Source organism: Mesorhizobium sp. M1328 (assembly GCF_040318075.1).
Classification (GTDB): domain Bacteria; phylum Pseudomonadota; class Alphaproteobacteria; order Rhizobiales; family Rhizobiaceae; genus Mesorhizobium.
Map to the genome: position 1 here is coordinate 743,232 of NZ_JAMYLO010000002.1, position 24,502 is coordinate 767,733.

At 63.3% G+C, this 24,502-nt stretch carries 20 protein-coding genes and 1 pseudogene; all 21 read left to right on the forward strand.

Going from position 1 to position 24,502, the window contains the following annotated elements:
- The first annotated feature begins 123 nt into the window (after positions 1 to 123).
- The 21 genes and pseudogenes from NKH23_RS08260 (at position 124) to NKH23_RS08360 (ending at position 24,491) form a co-directional block, all read left to right on the forward strand.
- Positions 124 to 966, forward strand: a complete 843-nt coding sequence (locus NKH23_RS08260) for an SDR family oxidoreductase (protein ID WP_353034550.1) — start codon at positions 124 to 126, stop codon at positions 964 to 966.
- Positions 966 to 2,309 carry a cytochrome P450 gene (locus tag NKH23_RS08265; RefSeq protein ID WP_353034495.1) on the forward strand — a complete coding sequence of 448 codons (1,344 nt, stop codon included), beginning with the start codon at positions 966 to 968 and terminating at the stop codon, positions 2,307 to 2,309. The genes NKH23_RS08260 and NKH23_RS08265 overlap by 1 nt, the downstream gene beginning before the upstream one ends.
- Before the next feature lie 148 nt (positions 2,310 to 2,457).
- Positions 2,458 to 3,456, forward strand: coding sequence for a polyprenyl synthetase family protein (locus tag NKH23_RS08270; protein ID WP_353034552.1), 999 nt, complete (start codon positions 2,458 to 2,460; stop codon positions 3,454 to 3,456).
- Between the two features lie 148 nt (positions 3,457 to 3,604).
- Positions 3,605 to 5,155 carry a hypothetical protein gene (locus NKH23_RS08275; RefSeq protein ID WP_353034497.1) on the forward strand — a complete coding sequence of 517 codons (1,551 nt, stop codon included), beginning with the start codon at positions 3,605 to 3,607 and terminating at the stop codon, positions 5,153 to 5,155.
- A complete protein-coding gene (locus NKH23_RS08280; protein WP_353034499.1) occupies positions 5,152 to 6,054 on the forward strand; it encodes a terpene synthase family protein in 903 nt (300 codons plus the stop codon). The genes NKH23_RS08275 and NKH23_RS08280 overlap by 4 nt, the downstream gene beginning before the upstream one ends.
- 85 nt (positions 6,055 to 6,139) lie before the next feature.
- The gene (fni, locus tag NKH23_RS08285) at positions 6,140 to 7,189 is read left to right on the forward strand and encodes a type 2 isopentenyl-diphosphate Delta-isomerase (protein ID WP_353034501.1); all 1,050 of its coding nucleotides are present in this window, start codon (positions 6,140 to 6,142) and stop codon (positions 7,187 to 7,189) included.
- 55 nt (positions 7,190 to 7,244) lie between these two features.
- Positions 7,245 to 8,411 (forward strand): NAD(P)/FAD-dependent oxidoreductase, encoded by a 1,167-nt coding sequence (locus NKH23_RS08290; RefSeq protein WP_353034503.1) that lies wholly within the window; start codon positions 7,245 to 7,247, stop codon positions 8,409 to 8,411.
- 137 nt (positions 8,412 to 8,548) lie between these two features.
- A complete protein-coding gene (locus tag NKH23_RS08295; protein ID WP_502912330.1) occupies positions 8,549 to 9,136 on the forward strand; it encodes a transposase in 588 nt (195 codons plus the stop codon).
- Positions 9,137 to 9,260: 124 nt separating this feature from the next.
- Positions 9,261 to 9,587 (forward strand): helix-turn-helix domain-containing protein, encoded by a 327-nt coding sequence (locus NKH23_RS08300; RefSeq protein WP_352825324.1) that lies wholly within the window; start codon positions 9,261 to 9,263, stop codon positions 9,585 to 9,587.
- Positions 9,562 to 10,818 carry a type II toxin-antitoxin system HipA family toxin gene (locus tag NKH23_RS08305; protein WP_353017310.1) on the forward strand — a complete coding sequence of 419 codons (1,257 nt, stop codon included), beginning with the start codon at positions 9,562 to 9,564 and terminating at the stop codon, positions 10,816 to 10,818. Before NKH23_RS08300 ends, NKH23_RS08305 begins: the two co-directional genes overlap by 26 nt.
- Positions 10,819 to 11,305: 487 nt before the next feature.
- Complete coding sequence (nifH, locus tag NKH23_RS08310; RefSeq protein WP_023801970.1) at positions 11,306 to 12,199, forward strand: nitrogenase iron protein; 894 nt, start codon at positions 11,306 to 11,308, stop codon at positions 12,197 to 12,199.
- Between the two features lie 98 nt (positions 12,200 to 12,297).
- Positions 12,298 to 13,800, forward strand: coding sequence for a nitrogenase molybdenum-iron protein alpha chain (gene nifD / locus NKH23_RS08315; RefSeq protein ID WP_353034505.1), 1,503 nt, complete (start codon positions 12,298 to 12,300; stop codon positions 13,798 to 13,800).
- A 128-nt stretch (positions 13,801 to 13,928) separates the two neighbouring features.
- Positions 13,929 to 15,470, forward strand: coding sequence for a nitrogenase molybdenum-iron protein subunit beta (gene nifK, locus NKH23_RS08320; RefSeq protein WP_353034507.1), 1,542 nt, complete (start codon positions 13,929 to 13,931; stop codon positions 15,468 to 15,470).
- A gap of 56 nt (positions 15,471 to 15,526) precedes the next feature.
- Positions 15,527 to 17,017: a nitrogenase iron-molybdenum cofactor biosynthesis protein NifE gene (gene nifE / locus NKH23_RS08325; RefSeq protein ID WP_353034509.1), complete on the forward strand. Its 1,491-nt coding sequence runs from the start codon at positions 15,527 to 15,529 to the stop codon at positions 17,015 to 17,017.
- Positions 17,018 to 17,026: 9 nt separating this feature from the next.
- On the forward strand, positions 17,027 to 18,409 hold the full coding sequence (nifN, locus tag NKH23_RS08330) for a nitrogenase iron-molybdenum cofactor biosynthesis protein NifN (protein ID WP_353034511.1): 1,383 nt from the start codon (positions 17,027 to 17,029) through the stop codon (positions 18,407 to 18,409).
- A complete protein-coding gene (gene nifX / locus NKH23_RS08335) occupies positions 18,375 to 18,872 on the forward strand; it encodes a nitrogen fixation protein NifX (RefSeq protein WP_353034513.1) in 498 nt (165 codons plus the stop codon). The genes nifN and nifX overlap by 35 nt, the downstream gene beginning before the upstream one ends.
- A gap of 17 nt (positions 18,873 to 18,889) precedes the next feature.
- Complete coding sequence (locus NKH23_RS08340) at positions 18,890 to 19,369, forward strand: NifX-associated nitrogen fixation protein (protein WP_353034515.1); 480 nt, start codon at positions 18,890 to 18,892, stop codon at positions 19,367 to 19,369.
- A gap of 108 nt (positions 19,370 to 19,477) precedes the next feature.
- Entirely contained in the window at positions 19,478 to 20,182 is a 705-nt protein-coding gene (locus NKH23_RS08345; RefSeq protein WP_352823563.1) for a response regulator transcription factor, read from the forward strand.
- 349 nt (positions 20,183 to 20,531) lie between these two features.
- Entirely contained in the window at positions 20,532 to 21,176 is a 645-nt protein-coding gene (locus NKH23_RS08350; protein WP_353034517.1) for a universal stress protein, read from the forward strand.
- A gap of 1,340 nt (positions 21,177 to 22,516) precedes the next feature.
- On the forward strand, positions 22,517 to 23,686 hold the full coding sequence (locus NKH23_RS08355; RefSeq protein WP_353034519.1) for a TlpA disulfide reductase family protein: 1,170 nt from the start codon (positions 22,517 to 22,519) through the stop codon (positions 23,684 to 23,686).
- A 333-nt stretch (positions 23,687 to 24,019) separates the two neighbouring features.
- Positions 24,020 to 24,491: pseudogene (locus NKH23_RS08360) on the forward strand (NifX-associated nitrogen fixation protein).
- The last annotated feature ends 11 nt before the right edge of the window (positions 24,492 to 24,502 follow it).

The window sequence follows — 24,502 nt, forward strand, 5'->3', positions numbered from 1 at the left end:
GCCGCCATTCGGGTCATCGAAAGCGACGCTGGCCATGACGAGCGCGCCAGCGCCGACCCTGCGCCTTCTTCGGCGGAGGCCGAGCGGCATGCTGCGAAAGACCAATGCAATTCAGGAGACACGATGGGACGGTTTGAAGGCAAGGTGGCAGTGGTGACCGGCGCCGGCGCCGGCATCGGCAAGGCATGCGCTCTCGCCATCGCGCGCGGGGGCGGAAGAGTGGTGGTGGCCGACATTGATGGCTCGGCGGCCATCGCCTGCACCGCGCAGATCGCGGCCGAAGCAGGCCACGCGCTGCCCATAGCCATGGATATCGCCGATGAGCAGGCGGTGGCAGGGCTGTTCGAGACGGCGGAGCGGCACTTCGGGGGGGTCGACCTGCTGGTGAACAATGCGAGCGCCATGCATCTGACCCCGCGCGACCGCGCGATCCTCGACCTGGACCTGGCAGTCTGGGACCAGACCATGGCGACCAATCTGCGCGGCACGCTGCTCTGCTGCCGGCAGGCCATCCCACGGATGATCGCCCGCGGCGGTGGCGCGATCGTCAACATGTCGTCGTGCCAGGGGCTCAGCGGTGACACGGCGCAGACGTCCTACGCCGCGTCGAAGGCGGCGATGAACATGCTCTCGGCTTCGCTCGCCACCCAATACGGTCATGCGCAGATCCGCTGCAACGCCGTTGCGCCGGGTCTCGTCATGACCGAGCGTCTCCTCGCCAAGCTGGACGAGTGCACGCAACGGCATCTGCGCCGGCACCAGCTCCTGCAGCGCGTCGGCCGCCCCGAGGACGTGGCCGCGCTCGTGGCGTTCCTGCTCTCCGACGATGCTGCGTTTATCACAGGCCAGGTCGTGTGCATCGATGGCGGCATGCTGGCGCATGTGCCGACATACGCCGACGGTGGCAACAGCTGCGCCGCGCGCCCTGCCGGCGACACCGAATCGGCGGCGGCGGCGCGCTGCTGATGGACATGCTGCTCAACCCACTCAACCGTCGGCACCGGCTGCGATGTGACATCCCGGTCATGCCTGGCGCTTTCCCCCTGGTCGGGCATCTTCCCGCCATTGTCTGCGACCTGCCGCGCCTGCTGCAGCGCGCAGAACGGACGCTGGGCAGCCACTTCTGGCTGGATTTCGGCCCTGCCGGACATCTGATGACCTGTGTGGATCCGGACGCGTTCTCACTGCTCAAGCACAAGGACGTGTCCTCGGCGCTGATCGAAGAGATCGCGCCCGAATTGCTTGGCGGAACGTTGGTTGCCCTGGACGGCGGCGCGCACCGGCAGGCGCGCGATGCCATCAAGGCAGCGTTCTTGCCCAAGGGGCTGACCCAGGCCGGGATCGGCGACCTTTTCGCGCCCGTCATCCGGGCGCGGGTGCAGGCATGGCGCGCCCGCGGCGAGGTAACCATCCTGCGCGAAACCGGCGACCTGATGCTCAAGCTCATCTTCAGCCTCATGGGAATCCCCGCGCAGGACCTGCCGGGATGGCATCGCAAATACCGGCAACTGCTGCAGTTGATCGTCGCGCCCCCGGTCGACGTGCCCGGACTGCCCTTGCGGCGCGGCCGCGCCGCCCGCGACTGGATCGACGCGCAGTTGCGCCAGTTCGTCCGCGACGCGCGCGCGCATGCCGCGCGCACCGGGTTGATCAACGACATGGTGAGCGCCTTCGACCGCAGCGACGATGCGCTTTCCGATGACGTCCTGGTCGCCAATATCCGCTTGCTGCTGCTTGCCGGTCACGACACCACTGCCTCGACGATGGCCTGGATGGTGATCGAGCTGGCGCGGCAGCCTGTTCTGTGGGACGCCCTGGTCGAGGAGGCGCAACGCGTGGGCGCGGTGCCGACCCGGCACGCGGACCTGGCGCAGTGTCCGGTCGCCGAGGCACTGTTCCGCGAGACGCTGCGCCTGCATCCGGCGACCACGCTCCTGCCGCGTCGCGCGCTGCAGGAATTGCAACTCGGCCAACGGCGCATTCCCGCGGGCACCCATCTGTGCATCCCGCTGCTGCATTTCTCGACCTCGGCGCTGCTGCACGAGGCGCCTGATCAGTTCCGCCTGGCGCGGTGGCTGCAACGCACGGAGCCGATCCGGCCGGTGGACATGCTGCAGTTCGGTACCGGCCCACACGTCTGCATCGGCTACCACCTGGTATGGCTGGAAATGGTGCAGTTCTGCATCGCCTTGGCGCTGACCATGCACCAGGCCGGGGTGCGGCCGCGGTTGCTGAGCGGCGTCGAAAAAGGCCGGCGCTATTACCCGACCGCACATCCGTCCATGACAATCCGCATCGGATTCTCATGATCTGGCATCGCATGCCCCGTGTGGCGGGCAGCGGCGCCGGCGACGCGCGACATTGCTGCACTCGGCGCGCGCGCTCGGTGCGACGCCGGCAACACCGCGGCGGCTCGGCGCTCGCCGCGGCCGTGTCAGGTACAAGGACATGAACAACATGCAGACCGGTTCCACGCTACACGACGACCGAACTGGCGTTTCCGCGCTCGGCGGATTGGGCGCGCAGGCGCGCGGCGCATCCGGCAGGCTGCTGCCGGAGATCTGGATGCAGGACGGCGCAAAGCGGGTCGAACAGGCGCTGGCGCGTCTTCTCTGCGCCGAAGACGACGGTGAGACCGAGCTGATGGCGGCGATGCGCTACGCCACCTTGCATGGCGGGAAGCGCACCCGCGCCTTGCTCTGTCTGGCTGCCGGCGCACTGGCCGACACGCCGGCGCACATGCTCGACGACGTCGGCGCCGCCATCGAGATGATGCACGCCTGTACCCTGGTCCACGACGACCTGCCCGCGATGGACGACGACGTGCTTCGCCGCGGCCTTCCGACCGTGCACGTCAAGTTCGGCGAAGCCACTGCGATCCTGGTCGGCGATGCGCTGCAGGCGCACGCCTTCCTGACCCTGGCGAGCCTGGATGCGCCGGGCGACAACCGTATCGCGCTCGTGCGCGAACTGGCGCAGGCCGTGTCCGCCGAGGGTGCCGCAGGCGGGCAGGCCATGGATCTGTCGCTGGTCGGAAAGCACGCCGAGCTGGACAGGATCGTGGCGATGCACCGGATGAAGAGCGGAGCGCTAGTGCGCGCGTCCGTTCGCATGGGCGCGCTATGCTCCATCGCGGAGGATGCCGTGCACGCTGCGCTGTACTGTGCGCTCGATCGGTACACCGCCTGTTTCGGCCTGGCGTTGCAGGTGATCGACGACATTCTCGACGCGACAGCGGATACCGCGACGCTGGGCAAGACCCCCGGCAAGGACGCGGCGGCGCAGAAGCCGACCTGCGCGTCGATCATGGGGCTGCAGGCAGCGCGCCAGTTCGCGCTGGATTTGTTGCGCGACGCCGGGGAAGCCATCGCCCCGCTGGGGCCGCGTGCGGAACGGTTGGCACAGATACTGCAGCGGGCCAACGGATATCTGTTCAAGCACGCGCCATGCGCATGAGCACGCCCGTCCACATGGAGTCGCCCCTGTGCCGGTGCGATCGGCCGGCGGCAGCGGTGCATGCTGCACTGTGCCCAAGTCCGCGGCGATGTGCGCGGCGTCTGCCGATCCTGGTTCTCGTTAGCCCTCTGCAGAAGGAACATCCGGCGTGAACGCGCTGTCCGAACAGATCCTTTCCGAATTGCGCCACCTGCTGAGCAAGATGAGCGACGGCGGCAGCGTCGGTCCGTCCGTCTACGACACGGCGCGAGCTCTGCAGTTCCACGGCAACGTCACCGGTCGGCAGGACGCATACGCGTGGCTCATCGCGCAGCAACAGGCCGATGGCGGATGGGGAAGTGCGGACTTCCCGCTGTTCCGCCATGCGCCCACGTGGGCGGCGTTGCTGGCATTGCAGCGTGCCGATCCACTTCCCGGCGCTGCCGACGCAGTCCAGGCTGCAACCCGGTTCCTCGAGCGCCAGCCCGATCCCTACGCGCATGCGGTGCCGGAAGACGCGCCGATCGGCGCGGAACTGATCCTGCCCCAGTTGTGCGGCGAGGCCGCATCCTTGCTGGGCGGCGTTGCGTTTCCGCGCCACCCGGCGCTGTTGCCGTTGCGGCAAGCGTGCCTGGTCAAGCTGGGGGCGGTGGCGACGTTGCCGAGCGGCCATCCGTTGCTGCACTCCTGGGAAGCCTGGGGGACGTCGCCGACCACCGCATGCCCGGATGACGACGGCAGCATCGGCATCAGTCCGGCGGCCACCGCCGCGTGGCGTGCGCACGCCGTGACACAGGGGAGCACGCCGCAGGTCGGGCGCGCCGACGCGTATCTGCAGGCGGCATCGCGGGCGACGCGCAGCGGCATCGAAGGTGTCGTTCCCAACGTCTGGCCGATCAATGTGTTCGAGCCGTGCTGGTCGCTGTACACCCTGCATCTGGCCGGGCTGTTCGCGCATCCCGCGCTCGCCGAGGCGGTGCAAGTGATCGTCGCGCAGCTCGACGCCCGCCTAGGCGTGCGCGGTCTGGGCCCGGCCTTGCACTTCGCCGCCGATGCGGACGACACCGCCGTTGCGATGTGCGTCCTGCGCCTCGCAGGCCGCGCCACGGCGGTCGATGCGTTGCGCCATTTCGAAATCGGCGAGCTGTTCGTCACCTTCCCCGGCGAGCGCAATGCCTCGGTGTCGACCAACATCCATGCCCTGCATGCGTTGCGAATGTTGGGAAAGCCCGCGGCCGGCACCAGCGCCTACGTCGAGGCCAATCGCAACCCGCACGGTCTATGGGACAACGAAAAATGGCACGTTTCGTGGCTGTATCCCACCGCGCATGCGGTCGCTGCGCTGGCGCAAGGCAAGCCCCAGTGGCGCGACGAGCGCGCGCTGGCGGCGCTGCTGCAGGCGCAGCGCGGCGACGGCGGCTGGGGCGCCGGTCGCGCGTCCACATTCGAGGAAACCGCCTATGCGCTGTTCGCGTTGCACGTGATGGACGGGAGCGAAGAGCCGACAGGGCGCCGACGCATCGCGCAGGCGGTGGCGCGTGCGCTGGAGTGGATGCTCGCCCGCCATGCGGCGCATGCATGGCCGCAGACGCCGCTGTGGATCGGCAAGGAACTGTATTGCCCCACCCGGGTGGTGCGCGTGGCCGAACTCGCCGGGTTGTGGCTGGGGCTTCGTTGGGGGCGGCGCGTCCTGGCCGAGGGAGCAGGAGCGGCTCCATGATCCAGACCGAACGCGCGCTGCAGCAGGTGCTGGAGTGGGGGCGATCCCTGACCGGGTTCGCCGACGAGCATGCCGTGGAAGCGGTCAGGGGCGGCCAGCACATCCTGCAGCGCATTCACCCGAGCCTGCGCGACACCAGCGCCCGCACCGGCCGCGATCCGCAGGACGAAACGCTGATCGTGGCGTTCTATCGCGAACTGGCGCTGCTGTTCTGGCTCGACGATTGCAACGACCTTGGCCTGATCGCGCCGGAGCAGCTCGCCGCGGTGGAGCAGGCGCTGGGGCAGGGCGTGCCGTGCGCGCTCCCCGGATTCGATGGCTGCGCTGTGCTGCGCGCTTCGCTGGCCGCGCTCGCCTACGATCGTCGCGACTATGCTCGGCTTCTCGACGATACCCGGTGCTACTGCGCGGCGCTGCGCGCCGGACACGCGCAGGCGGCAGGGGCGGAACGCTGGTCCTTCGCCGAGTACCTGCACAACGGCATCGATTCGATCGCCTACACGAACGTGTTCTGTTGCCTGTCGTTGCTGTGGGGGCTGGACATGGCGAGCTTGCGCGCGCGTCCGGCGTTTCGTCAGGTCCTGCGGCTCATCTCCGCGATAGGGCGCCTGCAGAACGATCTGCATGGACGCGACAAGGACAGGTCGGTCGGCGAGGCCGACAACGCGGCGATCCTGCTGCTGCAGCGCTATCCGGCTATGCCCGTGGAGGAGTTCCTCAACGACGAGCTGGCCGGCCATACGCGCATGCTGCACCGGATGATGGCGGAAGAACGCTTTCCCGCGCCGTGGGGACCATTGATCGAGGCCATGGCGGCCATCCGCGCGCAGTACTACCAGACCTCGACTAGCCGCTACCGCAGCGACGCTGCGGGGGGAGGCCAGCGTGCGCCGGCCTGAACGCACGGGAGGCGGCGGCGTGCGCGCGCTGCCGTCGGTCCGATCCGACGCAACGCCGCCGCCCGATGCGACGGATGGAGCGAGCATGAGCGACACCGCCCTGAGCCGGCGCAAGGGCGACCATCTGGACATCGTGCTGGATCGGCGAACGGCGCCGGCCAAGGCCGCCGCCGGCTGGGAGTACATCCGTTTCGAACACTGCGCATTGCCCGAGTTGGACCTGACGCAGATCGACCTGCGCGCCTCGCTGCTGGGCAAGACCATGCGCGCGCCGCTGCTGATCAGCTCCATGACCGGCGGCATGCCACGCGCCGAGGCCATCAATCGCCATCTGAGCGAGGCAGCGCAAGCCTTGGGGATAGCCATGTGCGTCGGTTCGCAGCGCGTGAGCCTGCAATCCCGCAACTCCCAGGGGCTGACGCGCGCGCTGCGCCGCCTGGCCCCAGACATTCCCTTGCTGGCCAATATCGGCGCCGCGCAACTGCGCGAGGCCGACGGCCTGGACCTGGCGCGCCGGGCGGTGGATGCGCTGGAGGCCGATGCACTCATCGTTCATCTCAATCCGCTGCAGGAAGCGGTACAGCCGGAGGGCGACCGCGACTGGCGCGGCGTCCTGGCGCAGATTGCTCGCGCAGCGCGCAGCGTGGGCGTGCCGATCGTGGCCAAGGAAGTGGGGTCGGGCCTGTCCGCCTCGGTGGCCTGTGCGCTCGTCGAGGCGGGCGTGGCGGTGATCGATGTCGCCGGCGCCGGCGGCACCAGTTGGGCCGCGGTGGAGGGCGAGCGCGCCCGCGATGCCGCCGACCGTGCAGTGGCGATGGCGTTCGCCGATTGGGGGACTCCGACCCCGGCCAGCGTGCAGGCGGTACGTCGGGCGCTGCCAAAGGTGAAGCTGATCGCGTCGGGCGGGATCCGCGACGGCGTCGACGTGGCCAAGGCCATCCGCCTGGGCGCGGACATCGCTGGGCAGGCGGCCGGCGTGCTGCGAGCGGCTACGGCATCCACCGAGGCGGTTGTCGCGCATTTCGAGATCGTCATCCGCCAGTTGGCCGTGGCCTGCTTCTGCACCGGCTCGGCTGATGTGGCGGCGTTGCGTCAGGCGCGCTTGTTGCCCTCGGCGCATCTGCCCGCCGGTTGATGCCGGCGTCGCCCGCACGTGGCGGCGGGCGCCTAGAACTGGAGAAGCGAAAAAGGTGCATTACGACATCATCATCATCGGCGGAGCCATCGTCGGCTCCTCGGTCGCCTATTATCTGCGCGAGGAAGGGTTTTCGGGCTCGATCGCGGTTGTCGAGCGCGACCCGCAATTTTCCCATGCGGCGACAACGCTGTCCTGCGCCTCCATCCGCCAGCAGTTCTCGATCCCTGAAAGCATCCGGCTGTCGCAGTTCACGCTGAAACTGTTCCGGCGGTTGAAGGAAGAATTCGGGGCGGACGCCGATATCGGCTTTCGCGAAGGCGGCTATCTGATCCTTGCCGGGGAAAACGGGCTGCCTATCCTGCGGGCCAACCACGGGGCGCAGATGGCCGAGGGCGCCGACATCGTGCTCGAGGATGCGGAGGCGCTCGTCCGCCGGTTTCCCTGGCTGTCGGCCGCGGGCATCACTGCCGGGGCCTACGGCCGCAGCGGCGAAGGCTGGTTCGACGCGCACGCGATGCTGATGCTGTTCCGCAAGGCGCTACGGACGAAGAACATTGATTTCATCACGGCGTCGGTGACCGGTATCGAGCGGCGAGGCGAGCGCATCACCGGTGTGACCCTCGACAATGGCGAACGGCTCGAGGCGGGCACCGTCATCAACGCCGCCGGGCCGAATGCCGGCAAGGTGGCTGATATGGCCGGGCTGGTGCTGCCGGTGGAACCGCGCAAGCGCAACGTCTTCGTCTTCGAGGCGCGCGAGAAATATGACGACATGCCGCTGCTGGTCGACCCGAGCGGCATCTATGTCCGGCCGGAAGGCTCGGTCTACATCACCGGCGGCGCCGAGCCGGAAGAGGGCGAAGGACCAGCCGACCCCGGCGATTTCGAGCCCGACTGGCCGCTGTTCGAGGAGGTGATCTGGCCGGTGCTGGCGACCCGCATTCCGGCCTTCGAGTCGATCAAGCCGACGCGCGCCTGGGTCGGCCATTACGACTACAAGACGCTCGACCAGAACGCGGTGATCGGCCCGCATCCCGAGGTCGGGAATTTCCTCTTCGCCAACGGTTTTTCCGGCCACGGCCTGCAGCAGGCGCCGGCGGTCGGCAAGGCGCTGGCCGAGCTTCTGGTGCATGGCGGCTACCGCACGGTGGATTGCTCGGCGTTCGGGTATAACCGGGTCGCCGAAGGACGGGCTTTCAGGGAATTGAATGTGATTTGAGCAGGAAGGGCGGGTGCGCCGCGACGGTCCTTTTGATGCTGGAGGGACAGAGGGGCGCGAAGGAACGCGACAGGTGGTCGATGGCCCAAAGCTGGCGAAAACAGCCGGCCAGGGCCTGCCGCGAACGGAATGATTTTGTGATGATCGTGGCGCTCGATCCGCCGCATTTCCGGACGATCAGCGACTTCCCCAAGCGGCATTTGAAGGCGCTCAAGGCGCTGTTCGTGCAGGTTCTGAAGCTGTGTGAGACGGCAGGATTGGTCAAACTCGGCCATGTCGCGCTGGATGGCAAGAAGATCAAGGCGAGCGCGTCGAAACACAAGGCGATGAGTTATGAGCGCATGAAGAAGCGCGAGCTGGAATTGAAAGCCGAGGTCGCTCGCATGCTGACGGCGGCCGAGGCCGCGGATGCCGAGGAGGACGTGACTTTCGGCAAGGACAAGCGCGGCGACGAGATGCCGGATTGGGCCGGCGACAAGCAGAACCGGCTGGCCAAGATCCAGCAGGCGATGGCGTCGCTGGAAGCCGAGGCCAAGCTGGCGGCGCAAGAAGAGCGCCGGACCGAGGCCGAAAAAGAAGAGCAGCGCCAGGCCGCAGGCCGCAAGAAGCCTGGCAAACCGGCGGCGGCGCCATCAGAGGAGCCCGGTGGCCATAGCAGCTGTTCTCGGAGGAACGCCGTTCGCTGTGCGGCGCTAAAGCCTGAGAGATCCTCGAAGAAGGATTGATCTCTTTGCATATCATTATCTTTATATATGATACGCGAACAGATCATAAAAGTTTTGACTTGCTCGCTGGATGAGATACCTTTGCGTATCATCGCGCATTAGAATAGATCGTATAGGTATCATGATGGACTCTGAATCGGAAATTCTGCGCGAAATCGGTGGGCTTTTCAGGCAGGCGAGGCTGGCCGCTGCCATGACGCAGGAGCAGGTCGCTGACTTGGCGGGTATATCCCGTCCCCGCTATCGCGACATCGAAAAGGGAGCCGCAGCGGCGCGTGCGACGACGCTCATGAATATCGCTCGCGCGCTCGGTCTGGAAATGATGCTGGTTCCGCAAGTCATGGTGCCGGCTGTCCAGGCTCTATTGCGTCCGCATGATGATGACGATCGACCCGCCTTTGTTTCTCAACCTGACGATGACGATCATGGCTCCAGTCTTTCGCGCACCTAAGACGATCCCGTCGTTGGACGTGCTCTTGAACGCACTGAAGATCGGCACAATCGTTAGGACGCCGGGCGATTTCAATGCATTCAACTTCGATGAGGCCTACCGCGCGACGGGCGGCTTTCCGGTTTTCAGCCTATCGTTCCGGGCAGCGACGGGAGGATTGCGGAAAGATCCGAAGCCTCTTGCGGACGCCTTGCCCGCTTTCTTCGCGAACCTCCTGCCGGAGGAGAAATTGCGCGAGGCGATGGAAAAGCACCACGAAGGCAATGTGCGGCCAGGCAATGATTTCGAGCTTTTAGCGGCGCTGGGCGCCGATCTGCCGGGAGCCGTGCGGGCGTTGCCCAGTGACGGCGCGATAGCAGTTTCGCAGGATGCTTCAAAGCATAACCCCAAGGCACGGTTCTCACTTGCCGGCGTGCAGATGAAGCTGTCGGTCATGAAGAACACTGGAAAAGGCGGCGGCCTTACCTTGCCGATGGACGACGAGCAGGGCCGGTACATCGCCAAGTTCCCTTCGACGGCGTTTCGGGGAGTTTCCGAGAACGAATTCGCCAACCTGGCGCTGGCAGCAGCAATCGGCATGGAGGTTCCTGAACGCGAACTTGTCGAGAAGTCCGATTTCGAGGATATTCCCGAAGAATTCAACACGCTGTCAGAGGGCAAGGTCCTTCTCGTCAAACGCTTCGATCGCGGCGCTGAGGGCGAGAGGATTCACATCGAGGATTTCGCTCAGGTCTTCGGCGTCTATCCCTCGCGCAAATATGAGGGCGCCGCTTATCACGACATAGCCTCGGCCCTCGGCGCGGCCGTTTCGCCTACGGCGGCTCTCGAATTCGTCCGCCGCCTGGCACTGACCGTCATCACCGGCAATGGCGACATGCACCTGAAGAACTGGTCGTTGATCTATCCCGGAAACGGCGACAAGCCGGCGCTTGCACCAATCTACGACGTCCTGTCCACCGTGCCATATATTCCCGCCGACGCCATGGCGCTTTCGCTTGGAGGGGAGCGCTCGTTCAAGGCGCTAACAGCACCGCGATGGAAAGCATTTGCGAACCGTGCAAGGCTTCCGGAGCCGGCAGTCCTGAAGGCAGTGGTCGAGACCGTCGAACTCGTCAACGAGCACTGGTGGCATCTGCCTGAGCGCGACGTTGTCGCAGCGAAAGTGCTCGCGCGGATCGACGAACATGTGAAGGCGATGACGCCGATACTGAACTCCTGCGCCGACAAGTGAGCCGAGTCCGCTTGGGTTGGTGATATGGCCGAATTATCCGCCCGTGGCCCCGGATGGATGGCCGTGGATCCGATGGTATGCCAGCGTGGCGCGCAAGATTCCGCGCAGTGTCGATGAGGACACGCGAGACCAAGCACGTCAGCTCGCCGAAACAGAAGAGTTCGCACATCCCGCAATTAACGCTAGAGGGTCAAGATGCTGTTCGCCCACCTCAACACAACGATGCGGTTCGAACGAATGCGGTGACTGAGGATCGCGTTCCGACGCTTTGTGTCGCCATTGTCGGGTCCGCTACACGGCTTGTTCCGACGATCCTTTCTTTGGCCTCAAGCTAAATCCCTGAAAAGCAACCATGAAATTATTCTTCGGTTCGATCAGCCAAATTGGCACGAGTCTTGAGATCCTTGGGTGCGAGGCGGCGACAGCTGCCCGACCGGCATTCATGTCGCGGCAGCCGCGATGAATGGAACGAAGGAAGGAAAGCTACATGTCAGGTTTGCGTCAGATCGCCTTTTACGGCAAGGGCGGCATCGGCAAGTCCACCACCTCCCAAAATACGCTCGCCGCCCTTGTCGACCTCGGGCAGAGAATCCTCATCGTCGGCTGCGACCCCAAAGCCGACTCTACCCGCCTGATCCTGAACGCGAAGGCGCAAGATACGGTCCTGCACCTCGCGGCAGAGGAAGGTTCGGTGGAAGACCTGGAACTCGCGGACGTGCTCAAGGTCGGCTACAAAGGCATCAAATGCGTGGAGTCGGGCGGCCCTGAGCCGGGTGTCGGCTGCGCCGGTCGCGGCGTGATCACCTCGATCAACTTCCTCGAGGAGAACGGTGCCTACGACGATGTCGACTATGTCTCCTACGACGTGCTCGGGGATGTGGTGTGCGGCGGTTTCGCGATGCCGATCCGCGAGAACAAGGCCCAGGAAATCTATATCGTCATGTCCGGCGAGATGATGGCGCTCTATGCCGCCAACAACATCGCCAAGGGCATCCTGAAATACGCCCATTCGGGCGGCGTGCGGCTCGGCGGCCTGATCTGCAACGAGCGCCAAACCGATCGCGAGCTCGACCTCGCCGAAGCGCTGGCTTCCAGGCTCAATTCCAAGCTTATCCACTTCGTGCCGCGCGACAACATCGTCCAGCACGCCGAGCTCAGGAAGATGTCTGTGATCCAGTATGCGCCGGACTCCAAGCAGGCCGGGGAATACCGGGCGCTGGCCGAGAAGATCCATGCCAATTCGGGCCAGGGCACCATCCCGACCCCGATCACCATGGAGGAGCTCGAGGACATGCTGCTCGACTTCGGCATCATGAAGACCGACGAGCAGATGCTTGCCGAGCTTCAGGTCAAGGAAGCGGCCAAGGCGGCCGCGCAGTAACGACCGCTACTGACTGCGGGCGCGGTCTAACCTGGCGCGCCTTTCAAAGAACGGCGCCTCGTCGGTGAGGCGTCACCCTGAACCTTGAAAGGGGTCCCATGAGCCTGGAATACGAGAATGACGGTGCCCTCCATGCGAAGCTTATCGAGGACGTGCTGTCGCAATATCCTGACAAGGCGGCGAAGCGCCGCAAGAAGCACCTCAGCGTCGCAAAGAGCGGCGACGAGGCTGGCGAGGAAAACGAGGTCCTTTCCGAATGCGAGGTCAAATCGAACATCAAGTCCATCCCCGGGGTGATGACCATTCGCGGCTGCGCCTATGCCGGCTCGAAAGGCGTGGTGTGGGGCCCAGTCAAGGATATGGTCCATATCTCGCACGGCCCGGTCGGCTGCGGGCAATATTCCTGGTCGCAACGCCGAAACTACTACGTCGGCACGACAGGCATCGACACGTTTGTCACGATGCAGTTCACCTCCGATTTCCAGGAGAAGGACATTGTTTTCGGCGGCGACAAGAAGCTGGAACGGATCATCGACGAGATCGAGGAACTGTTTCCGCTGAACAAGGGCATGACTGTGCAATCCGAATGCCCGATCGGCCTGATTGGCGACGACACTGAAGCGGTGTCCCGCAACAAGGCCAAGGAGCACGAAAAGACGATCGTGCCGGTGCGCTGCGAGGGCTTCCGCGGCGTCTCGCAATCACTCGGCCACCACATCGCCAACGACGCGATCCGCGACTGGGTGTTCGAGAAGAAGGAGGTCGAGTTCGAGGCCGGCCCGTACGATGTCAATGTGATCGGCGACTATAATATCGGCGGCGACGCCTGGGCTTCGCGCATCCTGCTCGAGGAGATGGGCCTGCGCGTGGTCGGCAACTGGTCGGGCGACGCTACGCTGGCCGAAATAGAGCGAGCGCCAAAGGCCAAGCTCAATCTCATCCATTGCTACAGGTCGATGAACTACATCTGCCGGCACATGGAGGAAAAGTATGGCATCGACTGGATGGAGTATAATTTCTTCGGCCCCTCCCAGACCGAAGCCTCTCTGCGCAAGATAGCCAAGCATTTCGGGCCGGAAATCGAGGCCAAGGCCGAGGCGGTCATCGCCAAATACCGGCCGTTGGTCGATGCCGTCATTGCCAAGTACCGGCCGCGCCTCGAAGGCAGGACGGTGATGCTCTATGTCGGCGGGCTGCGCCCCCGTCACGTCGTCACGGCATATGAGGATCTGGGCATGGTGATCGTCGGCACTGGCTATGAATTTGGCCATAACGACGACTATCAGCGCACTGGCCACTACGTGAAGAAGGGCACGCTGATCTATGACGACGTGACTGGTTACGAGCTGGAGAAGTTCATCGAGGGGATCCGTCCTGATCTCGTGGGCTCCGGCATCAAAGAAAAGTACCCGGTCCAGAAGATGGGCATACCGTTCCGTCAAATGCATTCCTGGGATTATTCCGGCCCGTATCACGGCTACGACGGCTTCGCCATCTTCGCCCGCGACATGGATCTGGCCATCAACAACCCAGTCTGGGGCCTCTACGACGCCCCCTGGAAGAAAAAAGCCGAGCCGTCGGCGGCGATCGCAGCCGAATGAAAATCTGGCCTCCCGGAAGCCGGGAGGCCGTTGAACGCCTGTGGCCGTTTGTCCGCGGGAGACCTGAAACGTTTCGACGTCCCTGTCCCGCCGTATGGCGCGGCCAGATGGAGAAGAGGTAACCACCCATGCCGCAGTCGGCTGAAAAAGTTCTCGACCACGCGCCCCTGTTCCGCGAGCCGGAATACAGGCAGATGCTCGCCGAGAAGAGGCTGAATTTCGAATGTCCGCACCCGGCCCAGGTCATTACCGACCAACGCGAATTCACCAAGACGTGGGAATACCGCGAAAAGAACCTTGCTCGCGAAGCGCTTGTCGTGAACCCCGCCAAGGCCTGCCAGCCGCTCGGCGCGGTGTTCGCGGCCGCGGGCTTCGAGCGAACCATGTCCTTCGTCCACGGCAGCCAAGGCTGCGTGGCCTATTACCGCTCGCACCTGTCGCGCCATTTCAAGGAGCCTGCTTCGGCAGTTTCCTCCTCGATGACCGAGGACGCGGCAGTGTTCGGTGGCCTGAAGAACATGGTTGACGGGCTCGCCAACACGTACCAACTCTACGACCCGAAGATGATCGCCGTCTCGACCACTTGTATGGCCGAGGTCATTGGCGACGACCTGCACAGCTTCATCGAGAACGCCAAGGACGAAGGCTCGGTCCCGCGCGACTTCGACGTGCCCTTCGCCCACACGCCGGCCTTCGTCGGTAGTCATGTCGACGGCTATGACGTAACGGTCAAGGGCATTTTGGAGCACTTCTGGAAAGGCGAGGAGCGCACGGAAGCCGAGGGAACCATCAACATCATTCCGGGTTTCGACGGCTTTTGCGTGGGCAACAACCGGGAACTCAAGCGCCTGCTCGATCTGATAGGCGTGTCCTATACCTTCATCCAAGACGCCTCTGACCAGTTCGACACGCCGTCGGACGGCGAATACCGCATGTACGACGGCGGCACGAAGATCGAAGACGTGAGGAAGGCACTCAACGCCGAGGCGACTCTTTCGCTACAGCATTACAACACCCGAAAAACACTGGAGTATTGCGAGGGGGTAGGGCAGGCGACTGCCTCGTTCCATTACCCGCTGGGAGTCCAGGCGACCGACGACTTCCTGATGGAGGTCTCCGCGATTTCCGGCAAGCAAATCCCAGAGGCAATCCGCCTGGAGCGCGGCCGACTTGTTGACGCCATGGCGGACAGCCAATCCTGGCTGCACGGGAAGAAATACGCCATCTACGGCGATCCGGACTTGGTCTACGCCATGGCCCGCTTCATCATGGAGACGGGCGGCGAGCCGACCCATTGCCTCGCCACCAACGGCACCTCGGCATGGGAAGCGGACTTGAAGGAACTGCTTGCATCCTCGCCCTTCGGCAAGGATGCTCAAGTCTGGGCGGGCAAGGACCTCTGGGCGATGCGCTCGCTGCTCTTCACCGAGCCGGTGGACCTGCTGATCGGCAACTCCTATGGCAAGTATCTGGAGCGCGACACCGGCACGCCGCTGATCCGGCTGGCGTTTCCGATCTTCGACCGCCACCATCACCATCGCTTTGCGCTCATGGGCTACCAAGGCGGGTTGCGCGTCCTGACCACGATCCTCGACAAGATCTTCGACAAGCTCGATCGCGAGACAAGCGAGACGGGCGTGACGGACTATTCGTATGACCTCACCCGCTAAGCGTGACGGTCGGCTTCGGCCGGTCGTCTTCCCGAGGGACTTTGGAGACCGACGCAATGTCCTTGCTCAGAGCCAAAATCCAGGATGTCTTCAACGAGCCTGCCTGCGAGAAGAACCGCGGCAAGGATGCCAAGGCGCGCAAAAAGGGCTGTTCGAAGCCACTGACCCCCGGGGCGGCGGCCGGCGGCTGTGCCTTCGATGGCGCCAAGATCGTGCTGCAGCCGATCACCGACGTTGCACATTTGATCCATGCGCCGCTCGCCTGCGAGGGCAATTCCTGGGACAACCGCGGTGCGGCTTCGTCCGGGCCAACGCTGTGGCGCACGAGCTTCACGACCGACCTCACCGAACTCGACGTTGTGATGGGGCAGGGCGAGCGGAAGCTCTTCAACGGGATCCGCGAGATCAAGGAAGCGTATGGGCCGCCGGCTATCTTCGTGTATCCGACCTGCGTGACGGCGCTGATTGGCGACGACATCGAGGCCGTCTGCAAGCGCGCGGCGGAAAAGTTCGGCCTGCCGGTGGTGCCGGTCGATGCGCCGGGCTTCGTCGGCTCCAAGAATCTCGGCAACAAGCTTGCCGGCGAGGCGTTGCTCGATCATGTCATCGGCACGGCGGAGCCCGACGATGCCGGCCCTTACGACATCAATATCCTTGGCGAATTCAACCTCTCGGGGGAATTTTGGCTGGTGAAGCCGCTGCTGGATCGGCTCGGCATCCGGGTGCGCGCCTGCATTCCGGGCGACGCGCGTTACCTCGACATTGCCTGCGCGCACCGCGCCCGGGCGGCTATGATGGTGTGCTCGACCGCGCTCATCAATCTCGCCCGCAAGATGGAGCAGCGCTGGGATATTCCGTTCTTCGAGGGCTCCTTCTACGGCATCACCGACACCTCGGAAGCGCTCCGACAGATCTCTCAGCTGCTCGTGAAGAAGGGTGCCGATCCGGAGATCCTCGGCCGCACCGAGGCATTGATTGCAGATGAGGAGGCGATCGCTTGGAAGAAGCTCACGGCCTACCGGCCGAGGCTCGAAGGCAAGCGCGTGCTGCTCAACACCGGCGGTGTGAAGTCCTGGTCCGTCGTTCATGCGCTGATGGAGATCGGCATCGAGATCGTCGGCACCTCGGTCAAGAAGTCGACGGTCGAAGACAAGGAGCGAATCAAGCAGATACTCAAGGACGACAACCACATATTCGAGCAGATGGCAGCGCGCGAGCTTTACGCGATGCTCTCAGAACACAAGGCCGATATCATGCTGTCGGGCGGGCGCACGCAGTTCATCGCGCTGAAGGCCAAGACACCCTGGCTCGATATCAACCAGGAGCGCCAACACCCTTACGCCGGCTATGACGGCATGGTGGAACTCGTACGCCAGATCGACCTCGCCATTCATAACCCGATCTGGCGCCAGGTGCGGGAGCCGGCACCATGGGATTGCCAGCCTGCGGTGAGGGAGGAACTGCCGAGCACAAGGAGCGAGACCGCGACCGTCCAGGCTTTCAAGAAATTCGCCGGCACGATGGCCGACGATCTCGGCGAGTGTTGAGGAAAGCCGATGGTCCACATCCTTCCCCAGACGAAAGCGGCGGCGGTCAATCCGCTGAAGTCATCGCAGCCGCTGGGTGCCGCCTTGGCCTTTCTTGGCGTCGACGGTGCGATGCCGTTGTTCCACGGCAGCCAAGGGTGCACCAGCTTCGCCCTCGTGCTCTTCGTGCGGCATTTCAAGGAAGCCATCCCCTTGCAGACAACAGCGATGGACGAGGTGGCGACGATCCTCGGCGGGGCAGACCATCTGGAAGAGGCGATCCTCAACCTCAAGGCCCGCACAAGGCCAACGCTGATCGGGGTCTGCACCACGGCGCTGGTGGAAACCCGGGGCGAAGACTGCGCAGGAGATATCGCCAATATCAGGCTGAAGCGCACGGAAGAACTCGCGGGTACGGAGGTGGTGCTAGCCAACACACCGGATTTCGACGGCGCAATCGAAGAGGGCTGGGCCAAGGCGGTCACCGCGATGATCGAAAGGATTACGCGGCCCGGCAAGCAGGCGCGGCAGTCGAAGAAGATCGTGATCCTGCCTGGCTGGAACCTCACTGTGGCTGATATCGAGCATTTGCGTGAGATGGTTGAAAGCTTTGGACTGAAGCCCGTGATTCTGCCGGACGTCTCCGGCTCGCTCGACGGTACGGTGCCCGACCGCTGGGTCACCACCACCTATGGCGGCACCAGCGTCGAGGATATCCGTGAGCTTGGCACGGCCGAGCAATGCATCGTCATCGGTGAGCATATGCGCCGCCCAGCCGAGCTGCTGCAGAGGTTGACCGGCGTGCCTTACGTGCTGTTCCGGTCGCTGACTGGATTGAAGGAGGCCGACCGGTTCGTCTCGCTGTTGTCCGCGGTTTCGGGCGCGGCGGCGCCGGCTGGGGTGCGCCGTCGCCGGGCGCAGTTGCAGGACGCGTTGCTCGACGGACATTTCCACTTTGGAGGCAAGAAAATTGCGATCGCTGCTGAACCAGACCAACTCTACCAACTCGCGAGCTTCTTCATCGGAATGGGCTCCGAAATCGCGGCGGCGGTCACCACGACCGACATGTCGAAAATTTTGGAGGAGGTACCGGCGCAGTCGGTTCAGATCGGCGATCTCGGCGATTTGGAAGCTCTTGGCGCCGGCGCTGATCTTCTCGTCACCCATTCCCATGGCCGTCAGGCGGCGCAGCGCCTCGGCATTCCGCTCATGCGGGTCGGCTTCCCGATCTTCGACCGGCTCGGCAGCCAGCACAAGCTCACAATCCTCTACCAAGGGACCCGCGACCTGATCTTCGAGGTTGCCAACACTTTTGAAGCCAACCGGCACGCGCCGACACCTGAGGCGCTCGATCCACTCCGTAAGCGAGAAATGCCAGATGAGCTCCGTTCGTCGCCTCTCGCTCGTCACTGACGAGGTTCACGCACCGACGCCGGAACGCCAAGCCGGCGCATTGCGCGTGGCGATCGCCACGCAGGACATGAAGAACCTCAACGCCCATTTCGGTTCGGCCAGGCGCTTTGCTGTCTACGACGTGACGCGCGAGGAGTGGAATCTCGTCGAGGCCGTGGCCTTCGATGACGTTTCCGATGAGAGCGGGAAGCATCGAACTGAGGGCGACGACCGCATCACCCCGAAGGTGGAGGCGCTGAAGGGCTGTCATCTCCTGTTTTGTCTGGCGATCGGCGGACCTTCAGCAGCCAAACTTGTTTCGGCAAAAATTCATCCGATCAAAGTGCCGCACCCCCAAACCATCCAAGAGGTGCTGTTGCGCACGCAGATGATGCTCAGGACGTGTCCTCCCCCTTGGCTGCGCAAGGTGCTGGCGCAGGCAGGTGTGGCCGAACACAAACCGTCCTTCGAGGACGAGGACTGAAATGAGGAGTGGGCGAAATGTCTGACGCCGTGGTTAGCCCTGCTGTCGCCGAAGACGAGGCGGCCCTTGCCACCCCGTTCGTCAAATGCCTCGTGCGGCTGGTCCGGGCTCATGATTCCCACGGGTCTTGGGAAGGCAAATCGGACGCCGAGCTGCTGGGCGACTTCATCGTCACCAGGGAACAGCGCCGTGCGATCCCGATCATCGGCGATCCCGATCCGGACGTGCTGTGGAGGCTCGAGATGTTTTACACCGCCGTCGGGCTTGCGATCGAGGAGCGCTCCGGCCGGATGGCATCGCCGATGATGGAGATGAGCCATGAGGGCTTTGGGCGCGTGCTTCTCACGGCCGGGCGGTTGGTCGTTCTGTCGAAGACCCTGCGCGACGTCCACCGGTTCGGCTTCGAGACGTTCTGGAAACTCGCCGCGGCCGGTACCAAACTGGCGGGCGAAGCGACCGCAGCCATTGAGGCTCATCCCGAGGTGGCGCGGGCGTGATGAAACCGATTTTCGATCAACGGGATCGTGTCAGGCCTTGAGGACATGCGATGGCCAGCCCTCTCAATCGAGGCGGTCGAGGCCGATGTGGTTCTTGGGGTAGCGCTGATGAAGCCACTGGTCCTGATCTGTTCGCAGGATCCGGAGTTCTATCTGGTCCACAGCCACATTCTGGAGGTGGATGGCTTCACGATTCAACTGGCCGGCGGCGTGGAGGAGGCGCTTGCATTGGCCAGTGAACGGGAGCCGAAGGCCGTCGTGCTGGACTGCCAGCCAACAATCGCGACAGGCTCCACAATCTGCGCCCGGCTCAAGGGGGAGCCCCGGACCGGCGGCCTGCCCGTAATTGCGCTGATCGCGCCCGGCGCCGAGAACCAGCACCTCGATCTCTTGAAGGCTGGTATTGACGAGAGCTTTGTGCGGCCCTTCGCGCCGGCCAAGCTGCTTGACTGTCTACGGATGAAGCTGGCGCTGCCAAAGCCGGGTTCGAACGGGATTGAAAACGGCGGCTGGATCTCCTGTGGCGACCTTGAGATAAGGCTCGATGCCCACCGCGTTCGGGGTAATGGCCACGAAGTCCACCTTGGGCCGATCGAGTTCAACCTGCTGCGGCTTTTGCTTGAGACTCCCGGCAAGGTCTTCACCAGAGACGAGCTGATCAGCGCGGCCTGGCCGCCCAATATCCATGTCGGTGTACGCACCGTGGATGTCCATATCAGCCGGCTCAGAAGGGCTCTGAAGGCGGCCTCCCCCTCCAGCGTCATTCGTACCGTCAGGTCGGCCGGCTACTCGCTCGAGTGGCCGGACGGCTGAATAGATAACCGATGTGGTGCCACTCCGCATTTCCGCCGTGCTGAGGGCAAGTCTTGCGGCTTCGAAACGCGCCGGCAGGTACGACATATTCAGAAAGAAGCAGTCAAATGGCTTTCAGAAGCGTACTCAGTGTGACGGGAGCTGACCACTCCGATCAGGATGTCAGAACAGCTGCCAGCTTGTGTGCCGAAGTCGGCGCGTATCTTTCCGTACTGGTGATGTCGCCTCCGCTGCTCATTATGCCTTCTCCGCTGCTCGGCGATGGCATCCCGAGTGGCCTGGACAACGCGCACAGGCCATCGCCAGACTGGACAAACGGTTTAGGCAGATCGAAAGATTTTCACAGGACATGGCCAACCTGGAAAAGACATCCAGGGAAATTCACAAACTGCTGAGAGCCACGTGGCGCTGCTATGATGTCGATACCGAACACTGGGACAAGGCTGGCATCGGTGACGCGGTGCGACAGCGGGCGCTCTGCACCGACCTGACCATCATCGGCCCCGCACTTCTCGACGACACTAGTCTCGGACCTCTTGTTATCAACGGCAGCTTGTTCGATACGGGAAAGCCGGTGCTTGTCGTGCCGGAGGGCGCTGAGGCGACTCTGTCGCCACGGCGAGTGCTGGTCGGCTGGGATTCGCGAGTCGAGGCGTCTCGTTCGGTTCGGGAAGCGCTGGATCTGCTAGCCGGTGCTGAGGAAGTTCGTGTCGCTCTAGTCGATCCGGAGGCGACCTGCACCGGAAACGGCGCCGAGCCGGGAGCCGACATCGCTGCCTATCTCACTCGGCACGGTGCTCGGGTGTCGGTTGACCGGCTGGCGAGCGCCGGCAAACCGGTGGCTATGGTGCTCGCGCAGCACGCAATCGACACGTCTGCCGACATGATAGTCATGGGCGCTTATGGCAACCGCAGGCTACGTGAGCGACTCTTCGGCGGCGTGACGAGATGGATAGTTGGGAAGCCGTCATTGCCCTTGTTTTTGGCTCGCTGACGGGTTCCAAAGTAGCACCGACGCTGTCCGAAGCTCTACTCCCCTGGGTCACCTATCCCGATGCCAAGTTAGAGAAAGGTCGCGGCAAACGCGCCCGGTTTCGCGCGCCTCCTCGAGCCAATCTGCAATCGCCGTCGCCGAGAAAATCGCGGACGTCTCGCGTTCGGGGTTCTGCTCGCCCGAGATGATCCATAACGCGGAGACCAACACCGGGCAGAGATATGGGCAGTCCTCAATGCAGTGAAGATCACGGCTCGCAGGTCGGCGTCAGGTCAAAGAGAGTCGTTCAGCGCGGCTGGCCGAGTTCCGATCCGTAGCGGCATCGTACGGGCGGTATCATGATCTCTCCTGACTACTGGCCGGGAGCTGAACAACGCGATGACCGGGCCGAGGCCGACGCCCCTCAATTTCGAGTCGGGACGGTCGGGCTCTTGCCGGGTTCGGCAGGAATCGATCGTATCAATCACATTGTCATCATGTGGGATGGTAGCCGGGTTAGCGGCGAGGACGGCCGCGTCCTCAGTGTTTCAGTCGGTCCGGCCGGACCCGCGTGACGACCGAGCGGTCTTTTGGGGCTGGTCAAATTCCGACAACGCTCAAATTCGAACCAGGCGGTCCCTGTAGCGCCTGAGCACAGGGAATACAGAAAATATCGGCACAAAGCAGGAATGCCGGAGAGTTCAACGGCCGGCACATGCCGGCACTCGGCTTGCGTTTTTCGCCACGACATCATCGCGATCTGACGATGGCGGTATTGGCGAGCTACAGCTGGACCGGCTTCGGTCGTGAAACTCCGGCGTTGCGAGAGGAATTCAAGCGCAAAGCGGAAGAGGTAGAGCAGAGCCGATGCTCGGAGGGAGCGGCCCCTGCAATCGCAATGGCGTTCCGCTGAGCGACCGGAGCGGCAAGAAGCTCAAGCAAGACTTGAGGCGGACCATGATGACGTGGCTGGCGGTAGCCAACGCAGTCATGATGTCCATCAGCCTCGTCCCTCGGCCCGAATGCGTATTGAGTCGTCCGGGCCACGCTTTTCTGCCGCCGCGAAGCGCGTGATGGTTGTCGAAAACCTGACAGCGGCAGAAAACATGTCGGCTTCAATACAACCGGCCATCTTGCCTTTTGGAGGTTTTTCTAGCGATTTATGCGCTTACTGCCCGCTGAGCGCGGTGGCACGGCCTTTGCGAATTGAGATTCAGCAACACTGAGTGAAGGCTGACTGCACGCAGATGCGCAAGACGAGCGATGCTCTCCCTTCGTTGAACCCTAGTGCCCCGTCTCAAAGGGGGAACAAGCTTGCGCATAAGGTCACGCAACCTTTGGCAACAGCTTTGGAGAGCAAAATGATGTTGCGGATGGGGTCACCGGCTCCTTCGATCAAAGTGGAGGACTGGCTGCGTGGCGAGCCCCTTGCGAACTTCCAGCCCGGCAAAGTCTATATTGTCGAATTTTGGGCAACTTGGTGCGAACTATGTGCGGCGGAGATGCTCGATCTGATGCGGCTACAGGAGAAATACAGGGACAGCGGACTTGAGGTCGTCGCAGTCGCGGCTAATGAAGACGCTCCAACGGCCGTTGAGGCTCGCACCAAGTTAAAAGCTTGGTTGACCGAAAAGTGCTCGCATCTGAACTATCGGATCGCGTTCGACCACACAGGTGAAATGAACAAGCTTTGGATGAAACCCAGCTTTTCCGCCGGGATTCCGACTTCGTACGTGGTCGACCGAGACGGCCAGATCGCCTTTATCGGTCATCCAAGCCAACTCGATGAGGTTTTGCCGGAAGTGCTCAACGGCAGCTGGCGCACCAGCGACAAAGCGAAAGCCGCCGATACGGAGCGGATCGCCACAAGCGAACCCATGGCGCCCCAACAAGCGTTGAAGAAGCCGATCGATGACAGATTCTGGGCGGCGGTGAAGTTAGAAGATTGGAAGACGGCGCTCTGGGCGATCGAAGAAGGCATCGCCTTGATGCCGGACGACATCAATTTCCGTCTGGCTCATGCGCATCTGTTGCTTCACAAAATTCAAGACATGTGGACCGGCTTGCCCGTGATGAGCCAATTGGTTCGCGACGCGATCGACAAAAACTCTGAGGACTGGATGGTTTCGGCGCTAGACCAACTTTTCCATCCGGCGAATGACCATTCGCGCCTTCCCCCTGCTGAGCGCTTCGCGATGGGCAAGGAGCTGTCCGAACACATCCTGGCGCTGAATCCCCCGCAAGGCGACAGCCCTAAGTTCCGGTCCTATCCCGCGGTCGCCCGGTACTATCACGAGAACGGCAACAATGATCGCGCGATCGAATTGGTCGAACTGGCACTGACGTCGCTGGACGGTCCGGAGCCTATCCCGGCCGAATTGAAAGAGCAGCATCTGCCGGATTTGCTGCAGGCCCTCACCAAGTACAGGGGTGGGAAGGTTTGTTGCGGCGCACTCTGTGCGGCTCCGCAAAACCATTTCCCGAAGGTGCCAAAGCGCGGTCGGCCGAGGAGGAAAGATAAAAAAGGGTAATTGGTCGAAATGGCTTACTGGGCAATTCGTCCATTTCCCTGGCGTGACCGCAGCAGGAGGGTCCATGCAGCACTTGGTCGATCGTCTGCAGCAGGATCGAGGCTCGAAACTTCATGGCCACCGGCCGCATTGCGGCGGAAGTGATGTTCGACGCGAATCCACGTTGAAGACTTCGCAGTCAAGGACGTGTTCAAGGTCGGCCAGAGGGATATCAATTGCGTGGCATCAGCCGCGCCGAGCCGGGCGTCGGCTGCGCAAATGTGCCCGAAGTAGGCATCCCAGAAAACAGACATCGTGCTTCGACGACGAGGACTGAAATCAGGAGAAGGCGAAATGTCTGATGCCGCAGTCAGCCCGGCTGTCAACGAGGACGAGGCGGCCCTTGCCATGCCTTTTTGTCAGATGCCTCGTGCGGCTGATCCGTGCTCAGGATGCCTTCGGGTCACGGGAAGGCAAATCGGACGCCGAACTGCTGGGCGACTTCATAATCAGCAGAAAACAGCGCGGTGCGATCCCCATCATCGATGATCCCGATCCTGACGTGCTGTGGAGGCTCGACATGTTCTAAACCGCCGTCGGGCTCGCGATCGAGGAGCGCTCCGGCCTGATGACATCGGCAATGATGGAGATGAAATTCACGAGGACTTGGGGCCGCATGCTTTCCACGGCGGGCAGTTGGTCGTTCTGGCAAGACGTTCATCGGTTCGGCTTCGAGATGCTCCGGAAACTGGCTGAGGCCGGTGCGAAACTGATCGACGATGCGACCGCAGCCACTGAAGCCGGTCCCGGTGTGGCGCCGGCGTGATGAACCGATTT